A 22,527-nucleotide genomic window follows, 5' to 3' on the forward strand; every position below is an offset into this window, starting at 1 on the left:
GATATATCAGGGATTGCAGTGCGAGCTTGTAAGGCAATCAAGTCACGGTATCGGTGACGTGCCGTCTTTTGCTTTAATGGGAAACCGCTTCATCGGCGACGAGGAGCAGCGATTGGGGAAAGCCAACTTGACCTAATGCCGCAAGGTTTACTTGATATATCACCATCAACGAATTTAATTCAGAGCTGTGTCCGTACTTTTTCCGATGCGGCTCTTTTAATTTAATGGAGGAAGTTTTGGACGACAGTCGAACGCGAAAGAACGAAAAAACAGAAAAGAATGATAAAAAGAAAAAATCCGTAGTTGACAAAGTATGGGTCTTTAAGGTTTCGGTTATTTCTTTTTTTATTTCCCTCGTAATGGGTGTCGTTTCGAGTGACATAGACCAACTCAATATTTACCTTGCCTTTGCAGTGCTTATTATCTTCATATCGATAGGTGTTGTGTTTGACTTCGTCGGATTGTCGGTAGCAACAGCCGATGAAAAGACGTTTCATTCTATGGCGGCGCGAAGGATACCTGCAGGCAAAAAGGCTGTAAGTCTAATTAAAAATGCCGAAAAGGTTTCCAGCTTCTGTAATGACGTTATCGGCGATATCTGCGGAGTCATAAGCGGTGCGACAGGCGCCGTAATAGCAGTAAGACTTTTTACTTCACCCGGCAGTACTGCAAATTTTGTGGGTAATCTTATTCTGACCGCACTTATTTCCACATTGACAATCGGATCTAAGGCAGCACTTAAAGGTATAGGTTTGCGTTACAGTAACGATGTTGTCAGGATAGTCGCAAAGTTTTTGTGCCTGTTCGATTTTTCTGCAAAACGTAAATAAAGGAATGCATATGGAAAATTCCGGATTCACAAGCTATACCCCGAATGAACTGAAAGCTCTCAGCGTTTCCAGGGCTGCAGAGTATTGTGGCGAGATACGTAAGTTCATGATAGATAATATATCATCCACAGGAGGACACCTTGCTTCCAATCTCGGTATTTGCGAGATATCCGTCGCGCTTATGCGTGTTTTCGATCCGCCTGAGGATAAAATCATTTACGATGTCGGCCACCAGTCATACGTACACAAAATACTTACCGGAAGAAGCGGACGCTTTTCAACAATGCGTAAATTCGGTGGATTGTCCGGATTTACAAAAATCAGCGAAAGTGATTATGACGCGTTTGGCGCAGGTCACAGCAGCACATCGGTGTCTGCAGCACTGGGCTTTGCAAAGGCTGCAAAGCTGAACGGCTCCGATGCACATGCGATTGCCGTGATAGGCGACGGAGCATTTACCGGTGGCATGGCATACGAGGGGCTCAATAACTGTGCAGAGGATGATAATATAATAATTGTCCTTAACGAAAATGAAATGTCAATATCAAAAAATGTGGGTAAAATTTCCAAATATTTTTTGAAAATAAGAAACAGAAAATCATATTTTTCACTTAAGCACAGAACAAAAGATTTTCTTTGTCGCATACCTGTTATCGGTGCTCCTGCGGCGAAAATGATCGAATTTTTTAAAACACTTATGCGCCGTTTGCTCACTAACAGTAATATGTTTGAGCAGCTTGGTATTAGATATTACGGCCCCGCTGACGGTAATGACCTTGAGACTGTTGAGCTTCTGCTCAGCGAAGCTAAAGCGCACAAGGGGCCGTCCTTTGTTCATTTTTGTACTGTGAAGGGCAAGGGTTACGGACCGGCAGAAGCTAATCCGTCAACGTATCACAGCGTTTCCGGCACATCGGTATCGTGCAATAAATATGATAAAATGTCATCTGCTTTTGGCGAAAAAATTGTCGAGTTGGCAGGTAAGAATAAAAAAATTTGTACCATCACCGCCGCAATGAGCACCGGTGTAGGACTTGACAAATTTGAATCTTTGTACCCCGAAAGATTTTTTGATGTGGGTATAGCCGAGGAACATGCCGTTACTTTTGCTGCGGGTCTTGCTGCTGCGGGATATTTGCCTTGCGTTTCAATGTACAGTACTTTTTTTCAGCGAGCTTATGACCAGTTTATACATGATGTTGCACTTCAAAATCTAAAAATAATTCTTGCTCTGGACCGTGCAGGTCTTGTGGGTGAGGACGGACCTACTCACCATGGCGTATTTGATGTATCTATGCTTCTGAATGTGCCCGGGATTGAATTGTATTCGCCTGTTAATACGGAGGAATTATGTACTTGCCTTGAACTGGCTGTTTCATCTGAAAATACAGTTGTTGTGCGTTACCCGAAAAATGTAAGGGCAGGTGTTTGCGAAAGCAAATTAAGCTGTAATGCAGCGGATGAACTGTACTCGCGTTCACCTCATGCAGATGTGCTGATAGTTACTTACGGATGCATAACAGCTAATGCGATTGAAGCATCGGAGCTTCTTTTGCAAAAGGGGATATCTGCCGCAGTATACCGTATTGCAAGGTTAAAACCCTTTGATTATGCTTCATTTGAAAAAATGCTCATAAATCTTTCTCCCAAGCTGATTTACGTGGTTGAAGAGGGAATGAAAACGGGTGGATTTGGCGAACACCTTAATTCTCTGACCACCGGCTTTTCATTTGTAATCAAAGCCATCGATGAAGAATTTATTACATTTGGAAGTACTGAAGAATTATATGAATATTGCGGATTTTCCGCTTCAAAAATAGCCGATGATATTTTCGGAATGGATGTACTTAAATGAGAGCTGATGTACTTATCTTCAAGAAGGGCATTGCAAAAAGCAGGGAAAATGCCAAAAAGCTTATAAACGATAATGCTGTTTTTATAAACGGCAAGGCTGTAAATAAACCCTCCGAGGATTTTGACGAAAACAGCATTATTACACTTGCAGAAAGTGTGATAAATAAATATGTCAGCCGAGGCGGTCTTAAACTGGAGCATGCTTTGCAGGAATTCAATGTGGATGTTCGTGGTTTTACAGCGTTGGATATAGGTGCTTCCACAGGTGGATTTACCGATTGTCTTTTAAAACACGGTGCCCGAAAGGTTTATGCTGTAGATGTCGGTACTGCTCAGCTTGACAAATCATTGCAAAATGACGAACGTGTTGTTTCTCTTGAAAAGTGTAATGCCCGAGAGTGCATCGCGGCTGTAAATGAGAAGTGCGATATTGTTGTCATGGACGTTTCTTTTATTTCACAGACATTGCTTTATAAAACAGTGCGCTTCCATCTTAAAGATGAAGGAGTGTTTATTTCTCTTATAAAGCCGCAGTTTGAGGCGGGCAGAGCGCATATTTCTTCTGGTGGTATTGTCAGCGATAGGAGTGTACATTCGGAAATTATCGACAGAATTAAAAAATCCGCATTTTTACATGGACTTGGAATGCTTTCGGTCATATGTTCGCCTATAAAAGGCGGTGACGGTAATACAGAGTATCTTGCGGTTTTTAAAAAGGTGAATTGATGAAAAAAATTGCAGTTGTTCCCAATCTTTTTAAGGATATCGACCTTTCATGTACCTGTAAGGTAATGAAATATCTTCTTACAAAGTATTGCACCATTTATATTCCAATTGAATATTCAAATCCGCTCAGTGTTTATGCCGATAATACGAAAGTCCGGTTTGCGGACGAAGATGAGATATATCACACTGCCCAAATGATTGTTTCGATAGGCGGAGACGGAACGATACTTAAAATATCTCATAAGGCTGCCCCCGCACATCTGCCGATTCTGGGTATAAATATGGGTACGGTCGGATTTATGACAGAATTGGAAGTTTCCGAGATTGACCTTATGGATTCTGTTTTTAACTCCGAGTATTCGGTTGAGGAACGAATGATGCTGGATGTTGAAGTCATACGAGAAGGAACGGTTATTTCCAATTTCAGTGCGCTTAACGATGCCGTCCTTTCAAAAGGTGTTATTTCAAAGCTCATTGAAATTGATTTGTACAGCGGTGACACAGAGGTCACGTATTATCGTACCGATGGTCTTATTGTTGCAACACCTACCGGTTCCACGGCATATTCACTGTCCGCAGGTGGTCCGATTGTGGATTCGGAGCTTGAGTGTATTTGCGTTACTCCGGTAAGTCCTCATTCTTTTATGAATTCCAGACCTATGGTATATTCGCCTAAAACAACATTGACATTGAAAACCTCCAGGCAACGCGATGACCAGGTTTTTTTGACAGTGGATGGCCTTGAGAATGTAAGGATACTTTACGGCGATGAAATCAGAATCAAAAAGTCATCTTTGACCTGTAAATTGATAAGAATCAAAAATACCGGTTTTTATGATGTAGTATATAAAAAGCTGTCTGAAAGAAGGTAAAATATGAAAACAAAAAGACATCTCAAAATTCTCGAGCTTGTCCGAAAGTATGATGTCGAGACACAGGATGCCCTTGCAGAATTGCTTATAGAAGAGGGATATGAGGTCACACAGGCAACTATTTCGCGTGACATAAAGCAGTTGAGACTTACAAAATCCGCGACACAGGATGGTAAGTATGTATATGCTGTTTCCGATAATGACGACACGGAAACTTCCACCGGAAAAGCGCTTGGAATTTTGCGTGACACAATTAAAAAAATTGATGTTGCACAAAATATACTTGTGGTCAAAACTTACTCCGGTATGGCACAGGCGGCGGCTGCTGCGCTGGATTCTCTGAATTATAAGGAAATAGTGGGTTCAATAGCGGGAGATGATACCGTGATGCTTATTTTTCGTGATAATCATACAGCAAACGATTTCATGGAAAAACTTATGAAAATGTCATCACGCTGATTAAAAGAAAGGCATAATAAAATGCTGTCCTCAGTACACATTGAAAATATAGCACTAATAAGCAAACTGGATGTTGATTTTACCGACGGCTTTACCGCTTTTACAGGTGAAACAGGTGCGGGTAAATCGATACTTATAGATTCTATAAATATGGTTTCCGGCGCACGTATGAACAAGGACATCATACGTACCGGAACGGATTCTTGCGTGGTCAGTGCAGTGTTTTCCGATATCAGTGCGTCTGCCGCAAAGAAAATTGAAGAATACGGCATCAGCGTTGACGACGACAATATGTTAATGGTTCAGCGTTCCATGACACTTGACGGAAAATCAGTTTCAAAGGTCAACGGACGGACAGTTCCGCAGTCTGTGTTGAAAAATATATGCTCGGTACTCATAAACATCTACGGTCAGCATGAGTTTTACAGCCTTACCGATGCCTCGGGACATATTGAATATGTGGATGGCTTTGCTGATTGCGAAGCTTTGAAAAACGAGTATCGCAGGCAATATGAGACGCTGTGCGACATAAAGAGAAGAATGGATTCTCTTGAAATGGATGAAAGCGAAAAGGCACAACGACTTGATTTTCTCAGGTTTCAGATAGCTGAAATTTCCTCCGCCAAGCTTTCCGTCGGTGAAGAAGAGAGTCTGTTAGAGGAAAAAAATCGTATTCAGAACTTTGAAAAAATTTCAGAATCTGCTCAAACGGCGTACCTTGCACTTTACGGCTCGGATAAAAAAAGTGCATACAGCTGTATAAACACTGCCATAGAGAGTATTGATGATTTGTCGGACATAATTCCTTCACTTTCGGAAGACAGCGAAAAGCTTACCGAGTATCTGTACGAAATAAGAGATATTGCAGAAAAAGTAATTGCTTTTAAGCCTGATTTGAATGATGACCCCACCAAGCTTTTGGATGATATAGAAGAACGACTTGATCTTATATATCGCCTGAAGAAAAAATACGCTCTTCCGGTTGCCGGTATAATGGAGCATTTTGGAAGAATTCAGCAGGAAATGAATGATATAGAACTCTCGGCTGAAAACATCGAAAAGCTTCACCTTGAATATTCTGAGCAAAAGAAGAAAGTGCTTTCTGTAGCCGGTGAACTCACAAAAAAGAGAAAAAGCGCGGCACTTGAAATTGAAAAAAAGATAAAGGAACAGCTTGTGTTTCTCGATATGCCGGGTGTGATTTTTAAGGTGGATTTGAGACCGATTGCGCAAGATGGTTTCGGTGATAACGGTGCTGATGAAATTGAGTTCATGATTTCAACTAACATTGGCGAGCCGCTTAAGTCCATGGCAAAAATAGCATCAGGCGGTGAGCTTTCGCGAATAATGCTTGCGATAAAGAGCGTTCTTGCTTTAAATGATGATATACCTACCGTGATATTTGATGAGATTGACACGGGAATTTCGGGTAAAACTTCTCATAAGGTTGGCATAAATCTTAAAAAACTCGCAGATTCCATGCAGGTGTTTTGCGTTACGCATTCCGCTCAGGTTGCTTCTCTTGCAACAAATCACTATAAAATAGAAAAGCTTCTTACTGACGGACGGATGCAAACACATGTGAAAGAGCTGTGCGATGCAGAACGTGAAAATGAAATTGCACGCATACTTGGTGGTATAGATGTGACAGAATCTGTTATTGCGACTGCAAGAGAACTTATAGAACAAGGAAAAAAATATTAATTTATCAGAGAGGTTAAATATAATGGGAATTTACGAAGAATTACAGGCTCGCGGCCTTATAGCTCAGGTAACTGACGAGAAGGAAATACGCGACCTTATTAACAACGGCGGAGCACGCTTTTATATCGGTTTTGATCCTACCGCCGATTCACTGCATGTAGGTCACTTTATGGCACTTTGCCTTATGAAGCGTTTGCAAATGGCAGGTAACAAACCTGTTGTACTTATCGGTGGTGGTACCGGATACATCGGCGACCCCTCAGGACGAAGTGATATGCGTTCCATGATGACGCCTGAAACCATTCAGCATAACTGTGACTGCTTCAGAAAGCAGATGGAACGTTTCATCGAATTCGGCGAAGATAAGGCGATCATGGTAAATAATGCCGATTGGCTTCTGAAGCTCAACTATATTGAGCTTTTACGCGATGTAGGTGCATGCTTCTCGGTTAATAACATGCTTCGTGCTGAATGCTATAAGCAGAGAATGGAAAAAGGGCTCAGCTTCCTTGAATTTAACTACATGATCATGCAATCCTATGATTTCTATCATCTCAATAATGAATATGGTTGTAACATGCAGTTTGGCGGCGATGACCAGTGGTCCAACATGCTCTTCGGTGCAGAGCTTATCCGCAAAAAGACCGGCAAGGACGCATATGCCATGACTGTTACTCTTCTTCTTAACAGTGAAGGTAAGAAGATGGGTAAAACCGCTAAAGGTGCTGTATGGCTTGACCCGGAAAAAACCTCGCCCTATGAGTTCTTCCAGTATTGGCGTAATGTAAATGATGCCGATGTAATCAAGTGCATGAAGATGCTTACATTTATGTCTCTTGAAGAAATCGCACAGTATGAAAATGCCCAGGGAAGCGAAATCAACAAGGCGAAGGAAGTACTGGCGTATGAGCTTACCAAGCTCGTTCACGGGGCTGAGGAAGCAGATAAGGCACTGGCGGCGGCGCGTGCTTTGTTTGAAAACGGTGGCATTTCCGAGGATATGCCTACAACTGAGCTCACGCAGGATGATTTTGTTGATGGTGCTGTAAGAGTTACCGATATCCTTGTAAAAGCAAAGCTTGCTCCCTCGAAAGGGGAGGCAAAGCGCCTTATTACTCAAGGCGGTATTGCGGTTAACGATAAAAAGGTTGAAACTTTTGATGCGGTAATAACCGAGGCGGAATTTGACGGTGATGTCATAATCAAAAAGGGTAAAAAAATATATCACAAGATAGTCAAAGCTTGATTGTTTATTGTGACGATAATATCCAGAGCGGTTTGTGCTTTTTGTACAAACTGCTCTGTTTTTATATAAAAATGGCGTGAGTTTAAGTGAAAATGGCTTATGAATTTGTCAAAAATAATTATTTTAAAAGGTAAAAAGATTGACAATTTGGTTTTTATATGCTATAATATTCGTACATTTTCATAAGGAGGATAATATGAAAAAACATCTTTTAACAGCATTGGCTGTTGTTTGCCTCGCAGTGATTCTTTGCCTTGGCGCAACAGCTTCAGAGGCAGTTTATGAAATCATGCCCTCTGTTTTCAACCAGGTGTTCCAGGGCGGAAACGACTGCGTTTTCATCTATAACGAGGATCATATGGTTGTTGTTTCCAAAAACGGTCCTGGTGAGACTGAAAAATCTAATGGTGACGTTTACGGCACCTCTAAACCCGAAGTTCCTTTTGATGGTGACAAGTATCAGTGGATTAAATTGAGAATCCGTAACCGCAGTGCGGCTGAGGTTTTTGAGTTCCATTTTGTTTCCGATGGAACAGGCGGCAAGCTTGTTGCAGATTCCTGCACACATTTCCCCATAACTGCAAACGACACCGAATTCAAGGAATACATATTCAACATTCCTGAGTGTAATATGTCTTCTCAGAATGTCAATGCAGATGTAAAGCTCGAAAAGTCTGTTTGGAGCGGTAAAATTTCTACCCTTCGTTATGACTTTATGTGGATTGCCGAGCCCTCCGGTCAGGTTCCCACAGGCTCTGAAATGGATGTTCAGTACATAGGTTTCTTTGAATCGGAAGAAGCTGCGAAGGCTCATACTTTTGTCAGTGATGCCGATCAGCCTAATGATGGCGACTGGGATAAGACGTATGCATGGGTTTACAATACAGCTGCGTCCAATAACTTTGCAATGGCAGGTATTGACAGTGCGGTTGAGTTTGGTGCAATTAAAGTACTGCCTACCAACAGCGACCCCATGATGACCATCAACTTCCCCGAAGGTGAAGGTCCTGACACCTCTGATTATCGCTATGTTGCAATAAGAATGAGCTCCGTTTCCGAGGTTTCTAACGGCGCACTGTTTGTAGGTACTACAAATAAGCCTACACTCTCCGGAGAAGGTCATAACTCCTTTGCTCTTACCAATAATGGTGAGTGGCAGAGAATAATTCTGGATATGCAGACTTACAATAAGTATTGGGCAGAAGGCGGTATGCTTACAATTCTCCGTCTTGACCCCATTAACGGTAATGATACCAATGCGGTTATCTATGTTGAACGTCTCGGCATATTCAAAAATGTCATTGACGCAAATAACTTCCTCAGTGAAGAAATCGACAAGTATGGCGAAACTCATTTCTATGGTGAAACCCACAGAGCAATCGTTCCCTCAGGCGTTCTTTCCGATGGCTTTGATAAAGCACAGTACATGCTTTCTGCGGATGAAGTGCTCAAGAGCGAAGATGGTAAGCTTCCTGTAGTTTACTTTACTGATGCTTCCGGCAACAGTTCTGTTGTGCCTCTCTGCTATACCAACCCTGTTGGTTACACCAGATATATCGCTAAGAAGGCAGGTACTTACACTGTCGCTTTCAATAATAAGGAGTATTCTGATATCGCAGGTCACTGGGGCGAAGGATATATAGATTTCGTTTCCGAAAGAGCACTGTTCGGCGGTACTTCTCCCACCGAATTCTCTCCCGAAGACACCATGACACGCGGTATGTTTGTAACCGTTCTTGGCCGTATGCATGGTGTAGATACCTCTGCTTATGACGGAAACACCGGCTACGCAGATGTTCCTGCAACCGAGTATTATGCACCCTATATTCAGTGGGCTAAGGAAATCGGAATTTTCGCTCCCGTAAGCGAAACCGAATTTGCACCTGAATCTCCCATCACCCGTGAAGTTATGGCGGTTGTAATTGCAAACTACGTAAAAGCTTTCGACTACAAGTTTGTTTCCAACGCTGAACCTATCGTGTTCAATGATATCACATCTCTTTCCGCTGACAGCGTTGCCGCTATCGAAGCCGCACAGAAGGCAGGTATTATAAACGGCAAGGGCAATGGCATATTTGACCCCGCGGGCATTTCTACCCGTGCAGAAGTTGCCACTGTTATGCAGAGAGTTATCAAGGGCATTCTTGGTATTCCCACTTATAACAATCCCTACGGCGAAGGCTATCACACCCGTGATCGTATCCGTGTCGGTATCTGGAACTTCAATGCTAACAAGTTCAACAGTGATGAAGCATTCAAGCTTGCTGCTGACCTCGGTGTAGACTATGTTGTCAATGCCCCCAGCACAAGCGTTCCTTACATCCGCGAAAGCTTCCTCAACCTCGCCGATAAATACGGTATGGAAGTTAACTTGGATCTCGTCGGAAATCTTTATAATGACCCCAATGCTGAAGACGATGTATTTAATGATGCGAGCGACTACAATCCTCTCGAAATGACTTCCGATTACTATGAACATCCTTCTTTCGGCGGTCACTACATCATCGACGAGCCCGGTATGGTTGATTACGAGCGTTTTGCAGAGATTTGTAATGAGTATACCGAAATGCTTCCCGATAAGCGTCCTTTCATCAACCTGCTTCCTATGTATGCAAGTGATGCACAGCTTCAGTACGGCGCTAACGTTCAGTCCATCCAGTACTACGATAATACCGGTGACATCTATAAGAGATACTGTGACTCCTTCAATGCGACACACAATGTTGACTACATTTGTACCGATATTTATCCTCTCAGCTGGGCTTCCGGTATTAAGACTACCTACAAAGATTATGTTGAGTCTATCAATATAATTGCAACCTCCGCACGCGAGTTCGGAAGAGAATTCTTCTGCTGCATCCAGACCTTTGACTGGACAAGCAGTAATAGCAAACGCGATCCTTCCGAGGAAGAATTCCGTTGGCAGACTTATGCTATGCTGTCCTTTGGTTGTACCGGTATTCTCCTTTGGACATACTGGTCCGGTAATGACGATAGCCCCGCTGTTGTTTACAACGACGGAACTCCCACCTACAACTATGATGCTGCTAAGCCTGTAATGTGGGAAATAAGAAGACTTTCCGATACCTTTATTAAGTATAAGAATGTTGGCGCGTTTACTCACAACTGCACCGAGGCAACACCTTATCTGAAGATGTCCGGAGAGTACGAGAACTTCGACATTATTTCCAATATTGATTGTAAGGATCCTCTGCTTGTTGGATGCTTCGAATCAAAGGAAACCGACGGCTATGCATTTACACTGGTTAACATGATTGAATGGCAGAACATGACTTCTACCACTGTTAACTTTACTCTCTCCGATACCACAAAGACAGTTACCGTTTATGACAATGATGAACCTCAGGTTATCACCGCTGTTAACGGCGTATACACTGTTGTGCTTGGCGACGGACAGGGCGTATTCGTAACCGTAGAATAATAAATACTGGCAAAAAATAACGGACTCATTTGAGTCCGTTATTTTTTACGCAATGATTTTAAATATTCCTTTTTTTCGCTGTCGATACGAAAGCTTTCAATTGCTTTTTGTATGGTTTTGTTGTGTGTCCACCCGTCAAGATGTTGACTTTTCAAATAATGGATGGTAAAGTTATATTGCTTTGCCAACGCGGTCGCAAAATACCAGGCTCTTGCCATATTTACGTAGTATTGCTGTGAAGTTATATTTGCAACTAATTCTAAGTGCGCAGGTGAAAAACTGTCATTTGATAAAAAATTCATAAGCGTTTTAATGCCAAACCGCACCGCGTATGTTTTATCTGTGTTTATCCACTCACATATCTTGGCATATAATTCGTCGGTGTAACTTTTGAGAACCTTCGGCGAAATAAGGTCGCAGGTTGCCCAGTTGTCAACATACGGTAGAAATTTGTCTAAAAGCTGAACGGTTTCATGATAATCACCGTTATACTCGATTAATATGCCGTGTAGATTGTTTTCCTCGTAGTAAAAGTGGGGAAGGGTGTTAATAAAGAGTTTTGCTTCGGTACTGCCACATATTTGAACAGCATATTTACGTAAAACCGGAATTCTTATACCAATAATTCTGTCTGTTTCGATTTCCGGCATCAGTGAGGAATGAAAGCGCTTGTAGTCAGCGTCTGCAAATGATAATAGGGTGGAGGTAATGCTTTGTTTAGTCATATCAATTCACCAAAAAAGAGAAACCCAAGGAAAATCCGAGGGTTTCTCTGAATTAATGTAAGTCCTGATGAAGTATCTGATTATTTCAGTTCAACAGAAGCGCCTGCAGCGGTGAGCTTAGCCTTGAGATCTTCAGCTTCAGCCTTGGGAGCGCCTTCCTTGATTGCCTTAGGAGTAGCTTCAACAAGGTCCTTAGCTTCCTTCAGACCGAGACCGGTGATTTCGCGAACAACCTTGATAACGTCGAGCTTCTTGTCGCCTGCAGCGGTAAGAACTACGTCGAATTCAGTCTTTTCTTCAGCTGCTGCTGCGCCGCCTGCTACGGGAGCTGCTGCAACTGCAACGGGAGCTGCTGCGGAAACGCCGAATACTTCTTCGAGTTCCTTAACGAGTTCAGAGAGTTCGAGAACGGTTAAACCTTTAATTTCTTCAATGAGAGCAAGTGTCTTTTCAGATGCCATTTTAGTATCCTCCGTAAATTAAATATAAATTATTTTTTAAACTAATGTCTTGTGGCTTGATTTAAGCCTGTTTGTCTGCGATAGCTTTAAGAACACAAGCCAGACCGCGAATGTTGCCGTTGAGAACGGTAACGAGACCGGAAAGGGGAGCGTTCATGCTGCCCAGCACTTTTGCAACGAGAACTTCTTTCGAGGGAAGCGAAGCCAGGTTGTTAACTTCTGCAACGGAAATTACCTTTCCGTCAACAAAACCACCTTTGATTACAAAATCATCATGGTCTTTTGCAAATTCCGACATAACCTTAGCGGGAGCAACTGCATCGTCTTTAGAAAAAGCAAAAGCAGTCATGCCGTTGAGCTGATCGTTAAGTTCGGAGTAATTTGTAGCGTTAAAAACAAAACGAAGCATGGTGTTTTTGATAACAGCGTACTCAACGCCTGCCTTACGGCAATCAGCACGGAGCTTGGTGTCGTCTTCAACGTTTGTCTTATAGTAGTTAACTATAACACCTGCGGAAGCCTCGGAAACTTTCTGTACCAGAGCTTCTACATCTTTTTTCTTCTGTTCAAGAATAGCTGCACTTGGCATAATATTTCACCTCCTATAAAAAATGAGAAAAAATAATGCTCTTTTACCTAACCGATAAAAGAGCATAAAAATATCACAAGTATAAATGCAACATTAATAAAGCATCTTTCCTCGGTAGGCGGCAGTGCCATTATAATTTCTTACCTACTGTCTTAGGATTGACTTACATCAACTCTGACATTATACCACGGTATTTCAATTTTGTCAATAGTTTTACGAAAAAAATCAAAAAAATTTTTTTCTATTTCAAAAAATACTTGATTTGCACGAAAAACTATTATATAATATACACTGTATTAGTATTTAAGTTTGATTGAAAAAAGTTAAAGGAGATATAAAATTATGAAAAAGCAGCACATCAACACAAAATGCGTTCAGGAAGGATATAAACCCAAAAACGGCGAACCTCGTGTATTGCCGCTTTATCAGTCCACAACATTTAAATATGACAGTGCAGAGCACGTCGGAGATCTTTTCGATCTTAAGGCAGCTGGTCATATGTATACCAGAATTTCAAATCCCACTCTCGAGTGTGTAGAAAACAAAATAGCAGCTCTTGAAGGCGGCGTGGGAGCGATGCTTACAGCTTCAGGTATGTCTGCTATACTCATTTGTATTCTTAATGTTGCCAAGAGCGGCGACAGCATTATTTCTACAACTGCTATTTATGGTGGTACGGTAACACTTCTCACCGCTGAACTTTCACGCCTTAATATTGAAGTTATATTTGTTGATCCTGATATTTCCGAACAGGAGCTTAATGCGAAAATCAAGCCAAACACCAGAATGATTTTCGGTGAAACGATTGCCAACCCGGCGCTTACTGTGCTTGACATAGAAAAATTTGCAAAAGTTGCACATGCAAACGGCATTCCGCTGATGCTGGATAATACTTTCCCTACACCTGTTCTTTGCCGTCCCATCGAGTTTGGTTGTGATGTAGTTATTCACTCCACCACCAAATATATGGACGGTCATGCCTCTGCATTGGGCGGTTGCATTGTCGACAGCGGAAAGTTCAACTGGAAAAACGGCAAATTTCCCGAATTTACAGAGCCCAACCAGGCATATCACGGTGTGGTCTTTGCAGAAGATTTCGGAGAATCCGCATTTATTGCAAAAGCAAGAACGGTTCTTATGCGTGATTTCGGTGTGGCTGCAAGCCCGTTTAATGCGTATATTCTCAATCTTGGACTTGAAACACTTGCTCTGCGTATGCAGCGTCACTGCGAAAATGCTGTAAAAGTCGCAAAATATCTCGAATCCAAAATTAAAGAAGGCAAGATTTCATGGATCAATTATCCCGGCATTGAAAGCAGTAAGGATTATGAACTTGCCAAGAAGTATATGCTTACCGAGGATGGTGAGTTTATAGGTGCGGCAGGTGTAATTTCCTTTGGTGTTGCGGGAGGAAGAGAAAAGGCAATGCAGTTTATGAATAAGCTTAAGCTTGCCGCTATCGTTGTTCATGTTGCCGATATCAGAACCTCCGCACTTCATCCTGCCAGCATGACACACCGCCAGCTTACCGACGAACAGCTTGTTGCTGCAGGAATCACCCCGGACCTTATTCGTTTCTCGGTTGGTATTGAAAACGCAGATGATATAATAGCTGATATCGAACAGGCACTCAACTAAAATAACAAGAGGTGTCATAATGAAAAAAGTACTTTCTTTGCTGTTTTTCATTGTTTTACTTGCATTATCAATGTCATTTGCCGCTGTTGCCCAACAGCAGATGGCACCCGCGCTTATATACAGATTTGACACGCAGGATGCGGTGGATAGCTTTAAAAACGGCTATTCATCCGCAGAGGTCAGCTTTGAGAATTCTACTCTAAAAGCGGTTGTAAAAGCCGGCACTACCTGTGACCCGTACGTAACTCACAGCTTTTCGGGTGACAATTCCTATGCCGATGATTACCGCTATCTGAAATACCGCTTCAAGACTACCGCTCAGCCAACAATGTACTGCTACGAGTTTTATTATAAAACCGAGAAGTTTACAACGATGGGTGAGAAGAACACTTATGTCCGCAGAGCGCTTACCGGCAGTGAAGATTGGCAGGAAGTGATTGTGGATATGAAAGAGCTTGGTGGCGAGCTGTGGGGCGGTAAGCTGGAAATTTTGAGGTTTGACCCACTGGAAGCCCACGACCGTTCAAAATTTAATGCAGGTGACACCGTATATGTGGAATATATTGCACTGTTTGCCACAATGGCGGAAGCGCAGGCTTATAACGGTGAATCCGCGGACGAATGGGTCTGCCCTGAGGGAATTGAGCCCGAAACCGACATAGCTCCCGCCGATGACTCCGATTATATAGTTTGGGAATTTGAAACCGAACAGGAAGTCGAGAAATGGTTGCCTGCGGGCATTGAAATTAACAAGAATAAAACCCATCAAATCGTAGGTCTTTCCAACGGCATTCTCGGTCTCTGGGATGATGACGATAATTTTTTCTTTAAATACACTCTTCCCGAGAATGAGCGGTTTACTCTCTCAAAATTCCCGTTTGTAAAAATCAGATACCGTCAGAGCCATGCTTCCGGCGTAGATATGCAGATATATTTCTGGAACACCCTTCAAAGCGGCAACCCATATATCAATGTCAGAGCTGAAAATGCTCTGGATTGGGAAACTGTCACATTGAATTACTCTGCCGGCACAGGTGCGGGAATGGTATCGGGATTCACCTGGGATGGTGTGCTTACCTCGCTTAGATTTGACCCTATGCGCGAATTCAAGCAGAACAATCCACGTGAATTCTATATTGACTACATAGGCTTTTTTAAAACAGAAAATGACGCTAATGCTTACGCAGCGGACCGAAATACCGAGTTTGGCAAGGATGCGATTTCCGTTTTGAGATACAATAAGCAGAGAGTTGTAATTCCCGCCAATTCTAAAGAAAAGTATTTCGATGCTTTTCAATATGTTGTTCCGTATGACGATGTGAATTTGGCCGATTTCAACAAAACCGTAAACGCAGAGGGAATACCGCTTCCCATAAGCTATTACAACGGCAAAATGGTCTCATTTATGTCGCAAGGTAAAGGAGAGCTTACATATTCCCCGCGGAGTATTTCCTTTGGTGACATTGAGAACCACTGGGGCGAAAATGATATAAGCATTGCAGCTTTGAACGGTTTGTTCAACGGTACTTCTGAAAACGAGTTTTCACCCGATATGCCACTCAGTCGCGGCATGTTTATCACTGTCCTGGGTAGATTTGCAGGTGTGGATGCCGCTAACTATATGAACATGCAGAAGTTCTCGGATGTTAACAGTGGAGAATATTATGCACCTTACATCTGTTGGGCGGCAGAGCAGGGAATAATCGAATCCTCCGACCGCTTCTGCCCCGAGGAAGCAATCACACGTAAACAGATGGCATGTATAACGGATGCATTCATGAAGAAGAGCGGATACCTGTTTGACAGTGCACTTTTTTCAGAGTGTAATTTTGACGATATTTCCGCGCTTACACAGCAGGAAAAAAATGCAGTTGTAAGTATTGCCGAGGCGGGCATCATTAAAGGCAAAAATAACAGCAAATTTGACCCCGACGGAAAACTTACACGTGCCGAAGCTTGTACCGTCTTTGTTCGTCTTACCAAGTCTCTGCTTCATATTTCGGCGGTCAAGGATTATGTTCGTTACAATGCGGCTGAGATGACCGTTCCGTACTGGAAAGGTGACAAGGTATATTATGAATCATTCCTCCCGACACGCGAAAAAGAGGGTGAGGAGATCGAAGTTCAGCTTCTTTATGATATTGACGAGGTTATAAGTCTAAAAAACGGGCTTCTCGATACGGAATATATTTACGGTAAGGACTATACAGTCCGAGACGGAAAGCTTTATATTCCGGTCGACAGCTCTATCGTCTGCATGACCAATAGTGAGCTGCACCCGATTGAAGGCACTTATCTTGACGTTATCAACGGCGGATTCCTTTTTACGGGTGACAGAGGAAAATCCCATTCAAGGCAGTGTGCTGTTACCTACACCCACAGTGACAGCTGGCAAGGGGATTATCCTGTTTCCAATCCCGAAAAACTGACCGGGTTCAAAGAAAAAGTGCGTAATGGCGAAGAGGTTACTATCGCTATGTTCGGCGACAGTATCTCCACCGGATGCGACAGCAGCGGTCTTGAGACAGTAAATCTCCCACCGTTCCTGCCGAAATTTATCGACCTTGTCGCAGAATGCCTTGAAAACGAATACGGCGGAAAGGTTAATGTTATCAATCGCTCAAAGGGCGGTATGTATGCACAGTGGGGTGCGGATAATGTGTCTGAACTGTTCAAGAATGACAGCTTTGATTTGTTTGTTATCGCTTTTGGTATGAATGATGGTACACTCAAGGTTGACGGTATTGTGTACCGTGACTATATAGAAGATATAATGAGGGCTGCATGGGTAATAAATCCGGATTGTGAGATTTTGCTTATTTCCACAACCATCCCAAATCCGGCATCCAGCTTTGCAAAATACCTCGACGATGGCACCTCTTATCATGACAGCTATGAACCTTTACTTCAGGATCTTTCTCGTAAATATGGCTCTCAGGCTGAGATATTCAAGCTTACGTCTATGCATAACTATATGCTCACACGAAAAAGATTTGTTGATTTTACTTCCAGTAATATCAACCACCCCAACGATTTTCTTATACGTCTTTATGCTCAGGGTATACTTGAATTGATTAAATAATTTTTCCCGGGTTTTTAAAAACGTAATCAAGAATCAATGTACCGCATATGCACTCACACAGCGAAATAAATAAGTATTCAAATGTTAAAATCATATTTTGACACAGGATATAGTTTTCCAGCGGTGTGAGTGCTTTGGCGGAAGCGATACCATAAAACAGCATAGCTACGGTAGTGAAGAAAATTATATGTAAAAAGCAATTAAGAAATGCTTTTGTTTTAAAATCTGTATTTGAAAAATATTTAAACATTGTTGCACCTCTGTGATGTGGTTATACTACATTATACACTGCGTGTGTTAAAATCATATGTATTTACGTTGAATAAATAAATTTATAAATTTAACATTGTACCACTTGAGGGGGTTGTTCACATGAGGGTTAAGTTTTTACAATACAATATTGCCGCGTGCAGAAACTATGAATTTGATAAAAACAGCAGAACTGTTATCGAGCAGCGTACTTTGGATGCAATACGTGACTTTGATGCCGATATTGTGACCGTTAATGAGATTGACGAAAATACCAAGCGTTCAGGAAATGTTAATCAGCCAAAATTAATTTCCGATGCGCTGGGTTATAATTATTATTTTGCGCCTTCTATTGAACTGGAAGGCGGACATTACGGCATTGCGTTGTTTTCAAAGTATGATATAATTTCAGCACAAATGATAAGAATTCCTGACTGCTTTGACTGCACGGGAAGATTGTTGGAAAGGCGTGTTATTATTTCCGCGGTTCTTGATGTTGAGGGAAGACAGTTGCGCGTTATGATGTCACATTACGGACTTAGTCCGGCTGAACAGGAAAATGCGGTGGAATGCACTCTCAAAGAGCTTGAAAACAGTGCACTTCCCACGATTTTCAGCGGGGATTTGAATATGAAACCCGACAATCCGCTTATCAAAAAGCTTTCGCTGCATTTGAACGACAGTGCCACTTTGTTTAAAACCCTTCCAATAACTTACCCGTCTTGGGGAGAGGATGACTGTTGTGATACATTGGGGAAAAAGATTGACTACATATTTGCAAAAGGTGAAATTAAAGCCGAAAATGTTTTAGTTCCACAGGTGCGAGTTTCGGACCATCTGCCTTATTATTGTGAGCTTTCCTTTTGAATTCGGAGGATTTTTGTGAAATTTAAGTTTGTAATTCCGTTTTTGATTTTAATTTGTGTGTGTTTTGCTTCAGCTGCTGATAATGAATGGGCGTTTGACACCATGGATAAGCTTTTACAGTGGACTTCAGATTCGGATATGCTGCAATTCGATATTAAAAACGGAAAATGTGAATTTATCCCCATGGGTAACAAACCGTATATTTCCAGAAGCTTTGGAAAAACTGATATGGATGTTGCTGATTATAAATATGCCGCGGTGCGTGTTAGTTGCGATTCGGCAGGCTGCACCCTGAGATTCATTATTGAAACTACCGAGGCTGAATATCAGAGTGAATTGCCGATCGGCAGTGGCGGTGAGTGGGAAAATGTTGTTTTTAATACTGAACTTAAAGGAACGCTTAATAAAATAACATTGTATTTTTTGCGTTCCGATGGTGTGCATGGTGATGCACATATTGTTATAGACCGAATTGGTCTTTTTGAAACCGAGGAAAAAACACAGCAGTTTTTAGGTCGTTCTCTCATTTCACTAAAGGAAAATGAAAAGCTTTTTTCTCCGGACGGAATAAATCCGCCAAGCTGGGTGTTTTCGGGTATTGCGGATACTTCCGTGTGGAATATAAGCGGCGAAACATTCAATAAAGTCGGAATGTTGAACATTAAAGCAGATGGCACTATCAAGGCGGAACATCTACTTTCGCATTCCTTTAATGCTCTTGAGTTTGCCTATTTTGCGTTCAGATATAAAACTTCAACCGAGTTTTCCCAAACCTACTTGAGCTTTAATGGCATGGATTCACCTAAATCTCACTTTGTTTTGCAATCCGACGGTGCATGGCACAATGTCATTGTGGATATGTCAAAATACTCTCACCGTGCTTGGAAAGACCGTATACATCAGCTTGCGTTGATATTTGACGGCGGAGGAGAAATTGATATTGAACGTGTAGGATTTTTTTCGAACTACTACGATGCTTCTGCTTTTCTTCTTCAAAGTGCAAGTTTTGATAATTTTTCCGACGGAGCGGTATATAAGGGAAGTAATTATAAAATAACTGTTCTGCCGGATAAGATGAGTGAGCCTTATACCGAGCATGACATTATGCCTTCAGGAGTTGCGGATATTAAAAGCGGTACGTGCACGGATGTTGTGCTTTGTGACGGCACACCGCTGTCACTTTCTGAGGTCACAAAGAACGGTTATGTAGTGTATTTTGCTTCCAAAAAAGGTTTATACACAATAAAGCAGAATAAAAAGCAGTATATCGACACCGATTCACATTGGGGAAGCGAATATATTGACTACGTTTCTGCGCGTACACTTTTCGGCGGTACATCCGAAACGGAATTCTCACCCGATATGACGATTACACGCGGTATGTTAATTACTGTGCTCGGACGTATGCACGGCGTCGATGCTTCGCTTGTCGGTAACGACAGCGGGTATGCAGATGTGGCTCCTGAACAGTATTATGCTCCTTACATAAAATGGGGGAGAGAGAATGGCATATTTAATCCCGATGGCATGTTTTTTTGTCCGGAAAGTCCCATAACCCGCGGTGAAATGTCATTGGTAATTTCAAATTATGTTTCATACAGCGGATATACTTTCCCCAAACGTTCCGCCGACTTCTCTTTTAACGATATTGACCATTGCTCGGAGCAAATAAAGAATGCAATTATATTTGTACAGTCTTTGGGTATCATTAAGGGCAAGGCGTTGTACATTTTTGACCCTGACGGCTTTTTTACCCGTGCGGAAGCATGCACCGTTATGACCAGGCTTATCAAATCAATTCTCGGGCTTTATCATGACACCTATTACACAGACGAATATTTTGCCGGCGAAAAGCTTCATATCGGAGCATTAGGTAATTTTGACACGGAAGTACTTAATGAAAATCTTCTTGAGGCATATGGCACGGCAGGCTTCAATACACTTTTGATGAGCAACGAAATGTTGCAAAGCGAAAAGATAAATATGACATTTGATTACTGCGATAGAAATGGGATAAATGTTATTACTACTCAGCAAAGTCCGTATGATTCAAACCTTCTTGAATATAGCGAAAGACCTTCGTTTTACGGCAGTCTTTTGGCAAATGAGATAGGAAGCGAAGATTTGACCGAGACATCAATTTTGCTTGAAGAATATCATTCTTACGTGCAGGGTAAAAAGTCGTTTATCAATCTTTTGCCACTGTATTCTTCCGGAAATCAGCTTAAATACGGTACAATGGCTGATTTCCCTGATTATTATGATGCCGATTTGGCGTTGTATTCCGAATATTGCCGTGAGTATGCACAACTCGGACACACCGATGTGCTCATGACAAGTATTTTTCCGTATACCGAAAACGGATTGTATGAAAGCTATATTGAAGCGGTAAGTATCGTTTCGTCAATAGCCCGCGAAAACGGAAAAGAGCTTTGGTGCATCGTTCAGACCGATTCCGGCATTACGGAAAAGAACATGGTTCTGCGTCAGTATTATACTCTTCTTTCTTTCGGGTGCCATAACTTCATTTGTTGGCTGTGGACAGAGGGTATATGCGATGCAAACAGCAATATCACACCCACCTACTATGCCGTTCAGTCTGCCAACAAAGAGTTGAACGCGATTTCCGATGTGCTTATGGAATATGAATATGCTTCCACTGTGGTATATAACGCCGAAAAAACATATGATAACAAATATTTCACCAATATTTCGCTATCGCATCCCTATATTTCTGATCTTATTTCAGATCGGACGATTGTTGTGGGAGTATTTGACGGTGAAAACGGAAAGGAAAGGGCGTACAGCCTTGTAAATTCATCTGAGAGTGATGCTGCACAGGTGAAAATCAAGCTGTCCGCTGAAACCATTACCGCCTATTTAGATGGCGTTGCACAACAGCTTACCTGTGATTCGGACGGATACTTCTGCTTTACTCTCGGCGCAGGTCAGGGTGTTTTTATAACTGAATGAATTTTTTTGATAAATGATGAAAGGACAAAAGTATGAAAAAAACAATTTATTTTATGCTTTTAATGATCGCTGTATTGTGTCTGGTTTCTTGCCAAAAGGATGAGGATTTTAGAGACGAGATTATAATTGATTATTCTAAGCCCAACGAAGCTTTGGACGCTCCGACCCCCGAAGCTCCCAACAGCGCCGAAACGGAAAAGCAAAATGAATCTGTCGAAGATGAAAATGAGAATAATGCGGTTGTCACTGAAAAGGAACCCCCTGCTTCTCAACCTGTCGGCGGCTCGGACTACACTTTTTCGAGAGAGTGGATGGATGAGACGTATAATCTTTATATTGCTTCCGTGGTTGTTGGCAGAGAATCAAGCGAAAACTGGGTTAACGAGGTGTTTTTGAAAAAAACACCGCAAGAGATGGATGCCCTTCCCAATATCTATATGATGATTGTAGACCTGGGAATTTCCAAAGAAGACCTTATCAAAGCTAACAATGAGTATGGCAGTGGAGATTTAACCCCTGAAATGATAGATGCTTTATATCTTGATGATGTGGAAGATGTTAAAAAAGCACTTATGAATCCCAATGCGCTATATTGCAACGGTAATGTGTACACCTTTGATAAAATCAAAAATTCCAACGGTGCTTTCACAGAGATACCCGTTGAAGTGCTGGCGGACTACCTGAATGACATACAAGAACTTTGTGTCCGCGAGAATACCATAAAGTACATGTTAGAGGAAATCAATTTCGCACGCAGTATTTACGGAATTGAAGCTTCTGAATATGATTTCGGATAATTACTGAAATATA

The 22,527-nt window shown here is 42.0% G+C and carries 16 protein-coding genes; 13 read left to right on the plus strand and 3 right to left on the minus strand.

Annotated features, from left to right (window positions below):
- Positions 1-236 precede the first annotated feature (236 nt).
- The 8 genes from E7588_01285 to E7588_01320 all read left to right on the plus strand — a co-directional run bounded on the left by E7588_01285 (position 237) and on the right by E7588_01320 (position 11,133).
- Positions 237-830, plus strand: a complete 594-nt coding sequence (locus tag E7588_01285) for a hypothetical protein (protein ID MBE6687891.1) — start codon at positions 237-239, stop codon at positions 828-830.
- Positions 831-834: 4 nt separating this feature from the next.
- Positions 835-2,685 (plus strand): 1-deoxy-D-xylulose-5-phosphate synthase, encoded by a 1,851-nt coding sequence (gene dxs / locus E7588_01290; GenBank protein ID MBE6687892.1) that lies wholly within the window; start codon positions 835-837, stop codon positions 2,683-2,685.
- Positions 2,682-3,410 carry a TlyA family RNA methyltransferase gene (locus tag E7588_01295; protein MBE6687893.1) on the plus strand — a complete coding sequence of 243 codons (729 nt, stop codon included), beginning with the start codon at positions 2,682-2,684 and terminating at the stop codon, positions 3,408-3,410. Before dxs ends, E7588_01295 begins: the two co-directional genes overlap by 4 nt.
- Positions 3,410-4,282: an NAD(+)/NADH kinase gene (locus E7588_01300; protein MBE6687894.1), complete on the plus strand. Its 873-nt coding sequence runs from the start codon at positions 3,410-3,412 to the stop codon at positions 4,280-4,282. The genes E7588_01295 and E7588_01300 overlap by 1 nt, the downstream gene beginning before the upstream one ends.
- Positions 4,283-4,285: 3 nt before the next feature.
- Positions 4,286-4,741 (plus strand): arginine repressor, encoded by a 456-nt coding sequence (argR, locus tag E7588_01305; protein MBE6687895.1) that lies wholly within the window; start codon positions 4,286-4,288, stop codon positions 4,739-4,741.
- A gap of 21 nt (positions 4,742-4,762) precedes the next feature.
- Positions 4,763-6,445, plus strand: a complete 1,683-nt coding sequence (gene recN / locus E7588_01310; protein ID MBE6687896.1) for a DNA repair protein RecN — start codon at positions 4,763-4,765, stop codon at positions 6,443-6,445.
- 22 nt (positions 6,446-6,467) lie between these two features.
- Positions 6,468-7,691 (plus strand): tyrosine--tRNA ligase, encoded by a 1,224-nt coding sequence (locus E7588_01315; protein ID MBE6687897.1) that lies wholly within the window; start codon positions 6,468-6,470, stop codon positions 7,689-7,691.
- 196 nt (positions 7,692-7,887) lie between these two features.
- Positions 7,888-11,133 (plus strand): hypothetical protein, encoded by a 3,246-nt coding sequence (locus E7588_01320; protein ID MBE6687898.1) that lies wholly within the window; start codon positions 7,888-7,890, stop codon positions 11,131-11,133.
- Positions 11,134-11,171: 38 nt separating this feature from the next.
- Here the strand turns inward: E7588_01320 and E7588_01325 are convergent, their stop codons facing one another.
- The 3 genes from E7588_01325 to E7588_01335 all read right to left on the minus strand — a co-directional run bounded on the left by E7588_01325 (position 11,172) and on the right by E7588_01335 (position 12,908).
- Positions 11,172-11,858: a DNA alkylation repair protein gene (locus E7588_01325; protein ID MBE6687899.1), complete on the minus strand. Its 687-nt coding sequence runs from the start codon at positions 11,856-11,858 to the stop codon at positions 11,172-11,174.
- Positions 11,859-11,938: 80 nt separating this feature from the next.
- Entirely contained in the window at positions 11,939-12,319 is a 381-nt protein-coding gene (locus E7588_01330; protein MBE6687900.1) for a 50S ribosomal protein L7/L12, read from the minus strand.
- Positions 12,320-12,380: 61 nt separating this feature from the next.
- Positions 12,381-12,908: a 50S ribosomal protein L10 gene (locus E7588_01335; GenBank protein ID MBE6687901.1), complete on the minus strand. Its 528-nt coding sequence runs from the start codon at positions 12,906-12,908 to the stop codon at positions 12,381-12,383.
- Positions 12,909-13,250: 342 nt separating this feature from the next.
- On the opposite strand from E7588_01335, the gene E7588_01340 reads away from it, so the two are divergent.
- From E7588_01340 to E7588_01360, 5 genes are all read left to right on the plus strand, one after another.
- Positions 13,251-14,546 (plus strand): aminotransferase class V-fold PLP-dependent enzyme, encoded by a 1,296-nt coding sequence (locus tag E7588_01340; GenBank protein ID MBE6687902.1) that lies wholly within the window; start codon positions 13,251-13,253, stop codon positions 14,544-14,546.
- A gap of 19 nt (positions 14,547-14,565) precedes the next feature.
- On the plus strand, positions 14,566-17,628 hold the full coding sequence (locus E7588_01345) for a hypothetical protein (protein MBE6687903.1): 3,063 nt from the start codon (positions 14,566-14,568) through the stop codon (positions 17,626-17,628).
- Positions 17,629-18,000: 372 nt separating this feature from the next.
- Positions 18,001-18,744, plus strand: coding sequence for a hypothetical protein (locus E7588_01350; GenBank protein ID MBE6687904.1), 744 nt, complete (start codon positions 18,001-18,003; stop codon positions 18,742-18,744).
- A 15-nt stretch (positions 18,745-18,759) separates the two neighbouring features.
- Positions 18,760-21,717 carry an S-layer homology domain-containing protein gene (locus E7588_01355; GenBank protein MBE6687905.1) on the plus strand — a complete coding sequence of 986 codons (2,958 nt, stop codon included), beginning with the start codon at positions 18,760-18,762 and terminating at the stop codon, positions 21,715-21,717.
- 32 nt (positions 21,718-21,749) lie between these two features.
- The gene (locus tag E7588_01360; GenBank protein ID MBE6687906.1) at positions 21,750-22,514 is read left to right on the plus strand and encodes a hypothetical protein; all 765 of its coding nucleotides are present in this window, start codon (positions 21,750-21,752) and stop codon (positions 22,512-22,514) included.
- Positions 22,515-22,527 lie beyond the last annotated feature (13 nt).

It is taken from the genome of Oscillospiraceae bacterium, assembly GCA_015065085.1.
Taxonomy (GTDB): Bacteria; Bacillota; Clostridia; order Oscillospirales; family SIG627; genus SIG627.

Excerpts from the sequence above, each read along its gene's own strand:
- E7588_01340 (MBE6687902.1), top strand. The coding sequence starts at position 13,251 with ATGAAAAAGCAGCACATCAACACAAAATGCGTTCAGGAAGGATATAAA.
- E7588_01330 (MBE6687900.1), bottom strand. The coding sequence starts at position 12,319 with ATGGCATCTGAAAAGACACTTGCTCTCATTGAAGAAATTAAAGGTTTA.
- argR (MBE6687895.1), top strand. The coding sequence starts at position 4,286 with ATGAAAACAAAAAGACATCTCAAAATTCTCGAGCTTGTCCGAAAGTAT.
- E7588_01335 (MBE6687901.1), bottom strand. The coding sequence starts at position 12,908 with ATGCCAAGTGCAGCTATTCTTGAACAGAAGAAAAAAGATGTAGAAGCT.
- E7588_01320 (MBE6687898.1), top strand. The coding sequence starts at position 7,888 with ATGAAAAAACATCTTTTAACAGCATTGGCTGTTGTTTGCCTCGCAGTG.
- E7588_01315 (MBE6687897.1), top strand. The coding sequence starts at position 6,468 with ATGGGAATTTACGAAGAATTACAGGCTCGCGGCCTTATAGCTCAGGTA.
- E7588_01345 (MBE6687903.1), top strand. The coding sequence starts at position 14,566 with ATGAAAAAAGTACTTTCTTTGCTGTTTTTCATTGTTTTACTTGCATTA.
- dxs (MBE6687892.1), top strand. The coding sequence starts at position 835 with ATGCATATGGAAAATTCCGGATTCACAAGCTATACCCCGAATGAACTG.
- recN (MBE6687896.1), top strand. The coding sequence starts at position 4,763 with ATGCTGTCCTCAGTACACATTGAAAATATAGCACTAATAAGCAAACTG.
- E7588_01325 (MBE6687899.1), bottom strand. The coding sequence starts at position 11,858 with ATGACTAAACAAAGCATTACCTCCACCCTATTATCATTTGCAGACGCT.
- E7588_01295 (MBE6687893.1), top strand. The coding sequence starts at position 2,682 with ATGAGAGCTGATGTACTTATCTTCAAGAAGGGCATTGCAAAAAGCAGG.
- E7588_01350 (MBE6687904.1), top strand. The coding sequence starts at position 18,001 with ATGAGGGTTAAGTTTTTACAATACAATATTGCCGCGTGCAGAAACTAT.
- E7588_01300 (MBE6687894.1), top strand. The coding sequence starts at position 3,410 with ATGAAAAAAATTGCAGTTGTTCCCAATCTTTTTAAGGATATCGACCTT.
- E7588_01360 (MBE6687906.1), top strand. The coding sequence starts at position 21,750 with ATGAAAAAAACAATTTATTTTATGCTTTTAATGATCGCTGTATTGTGT.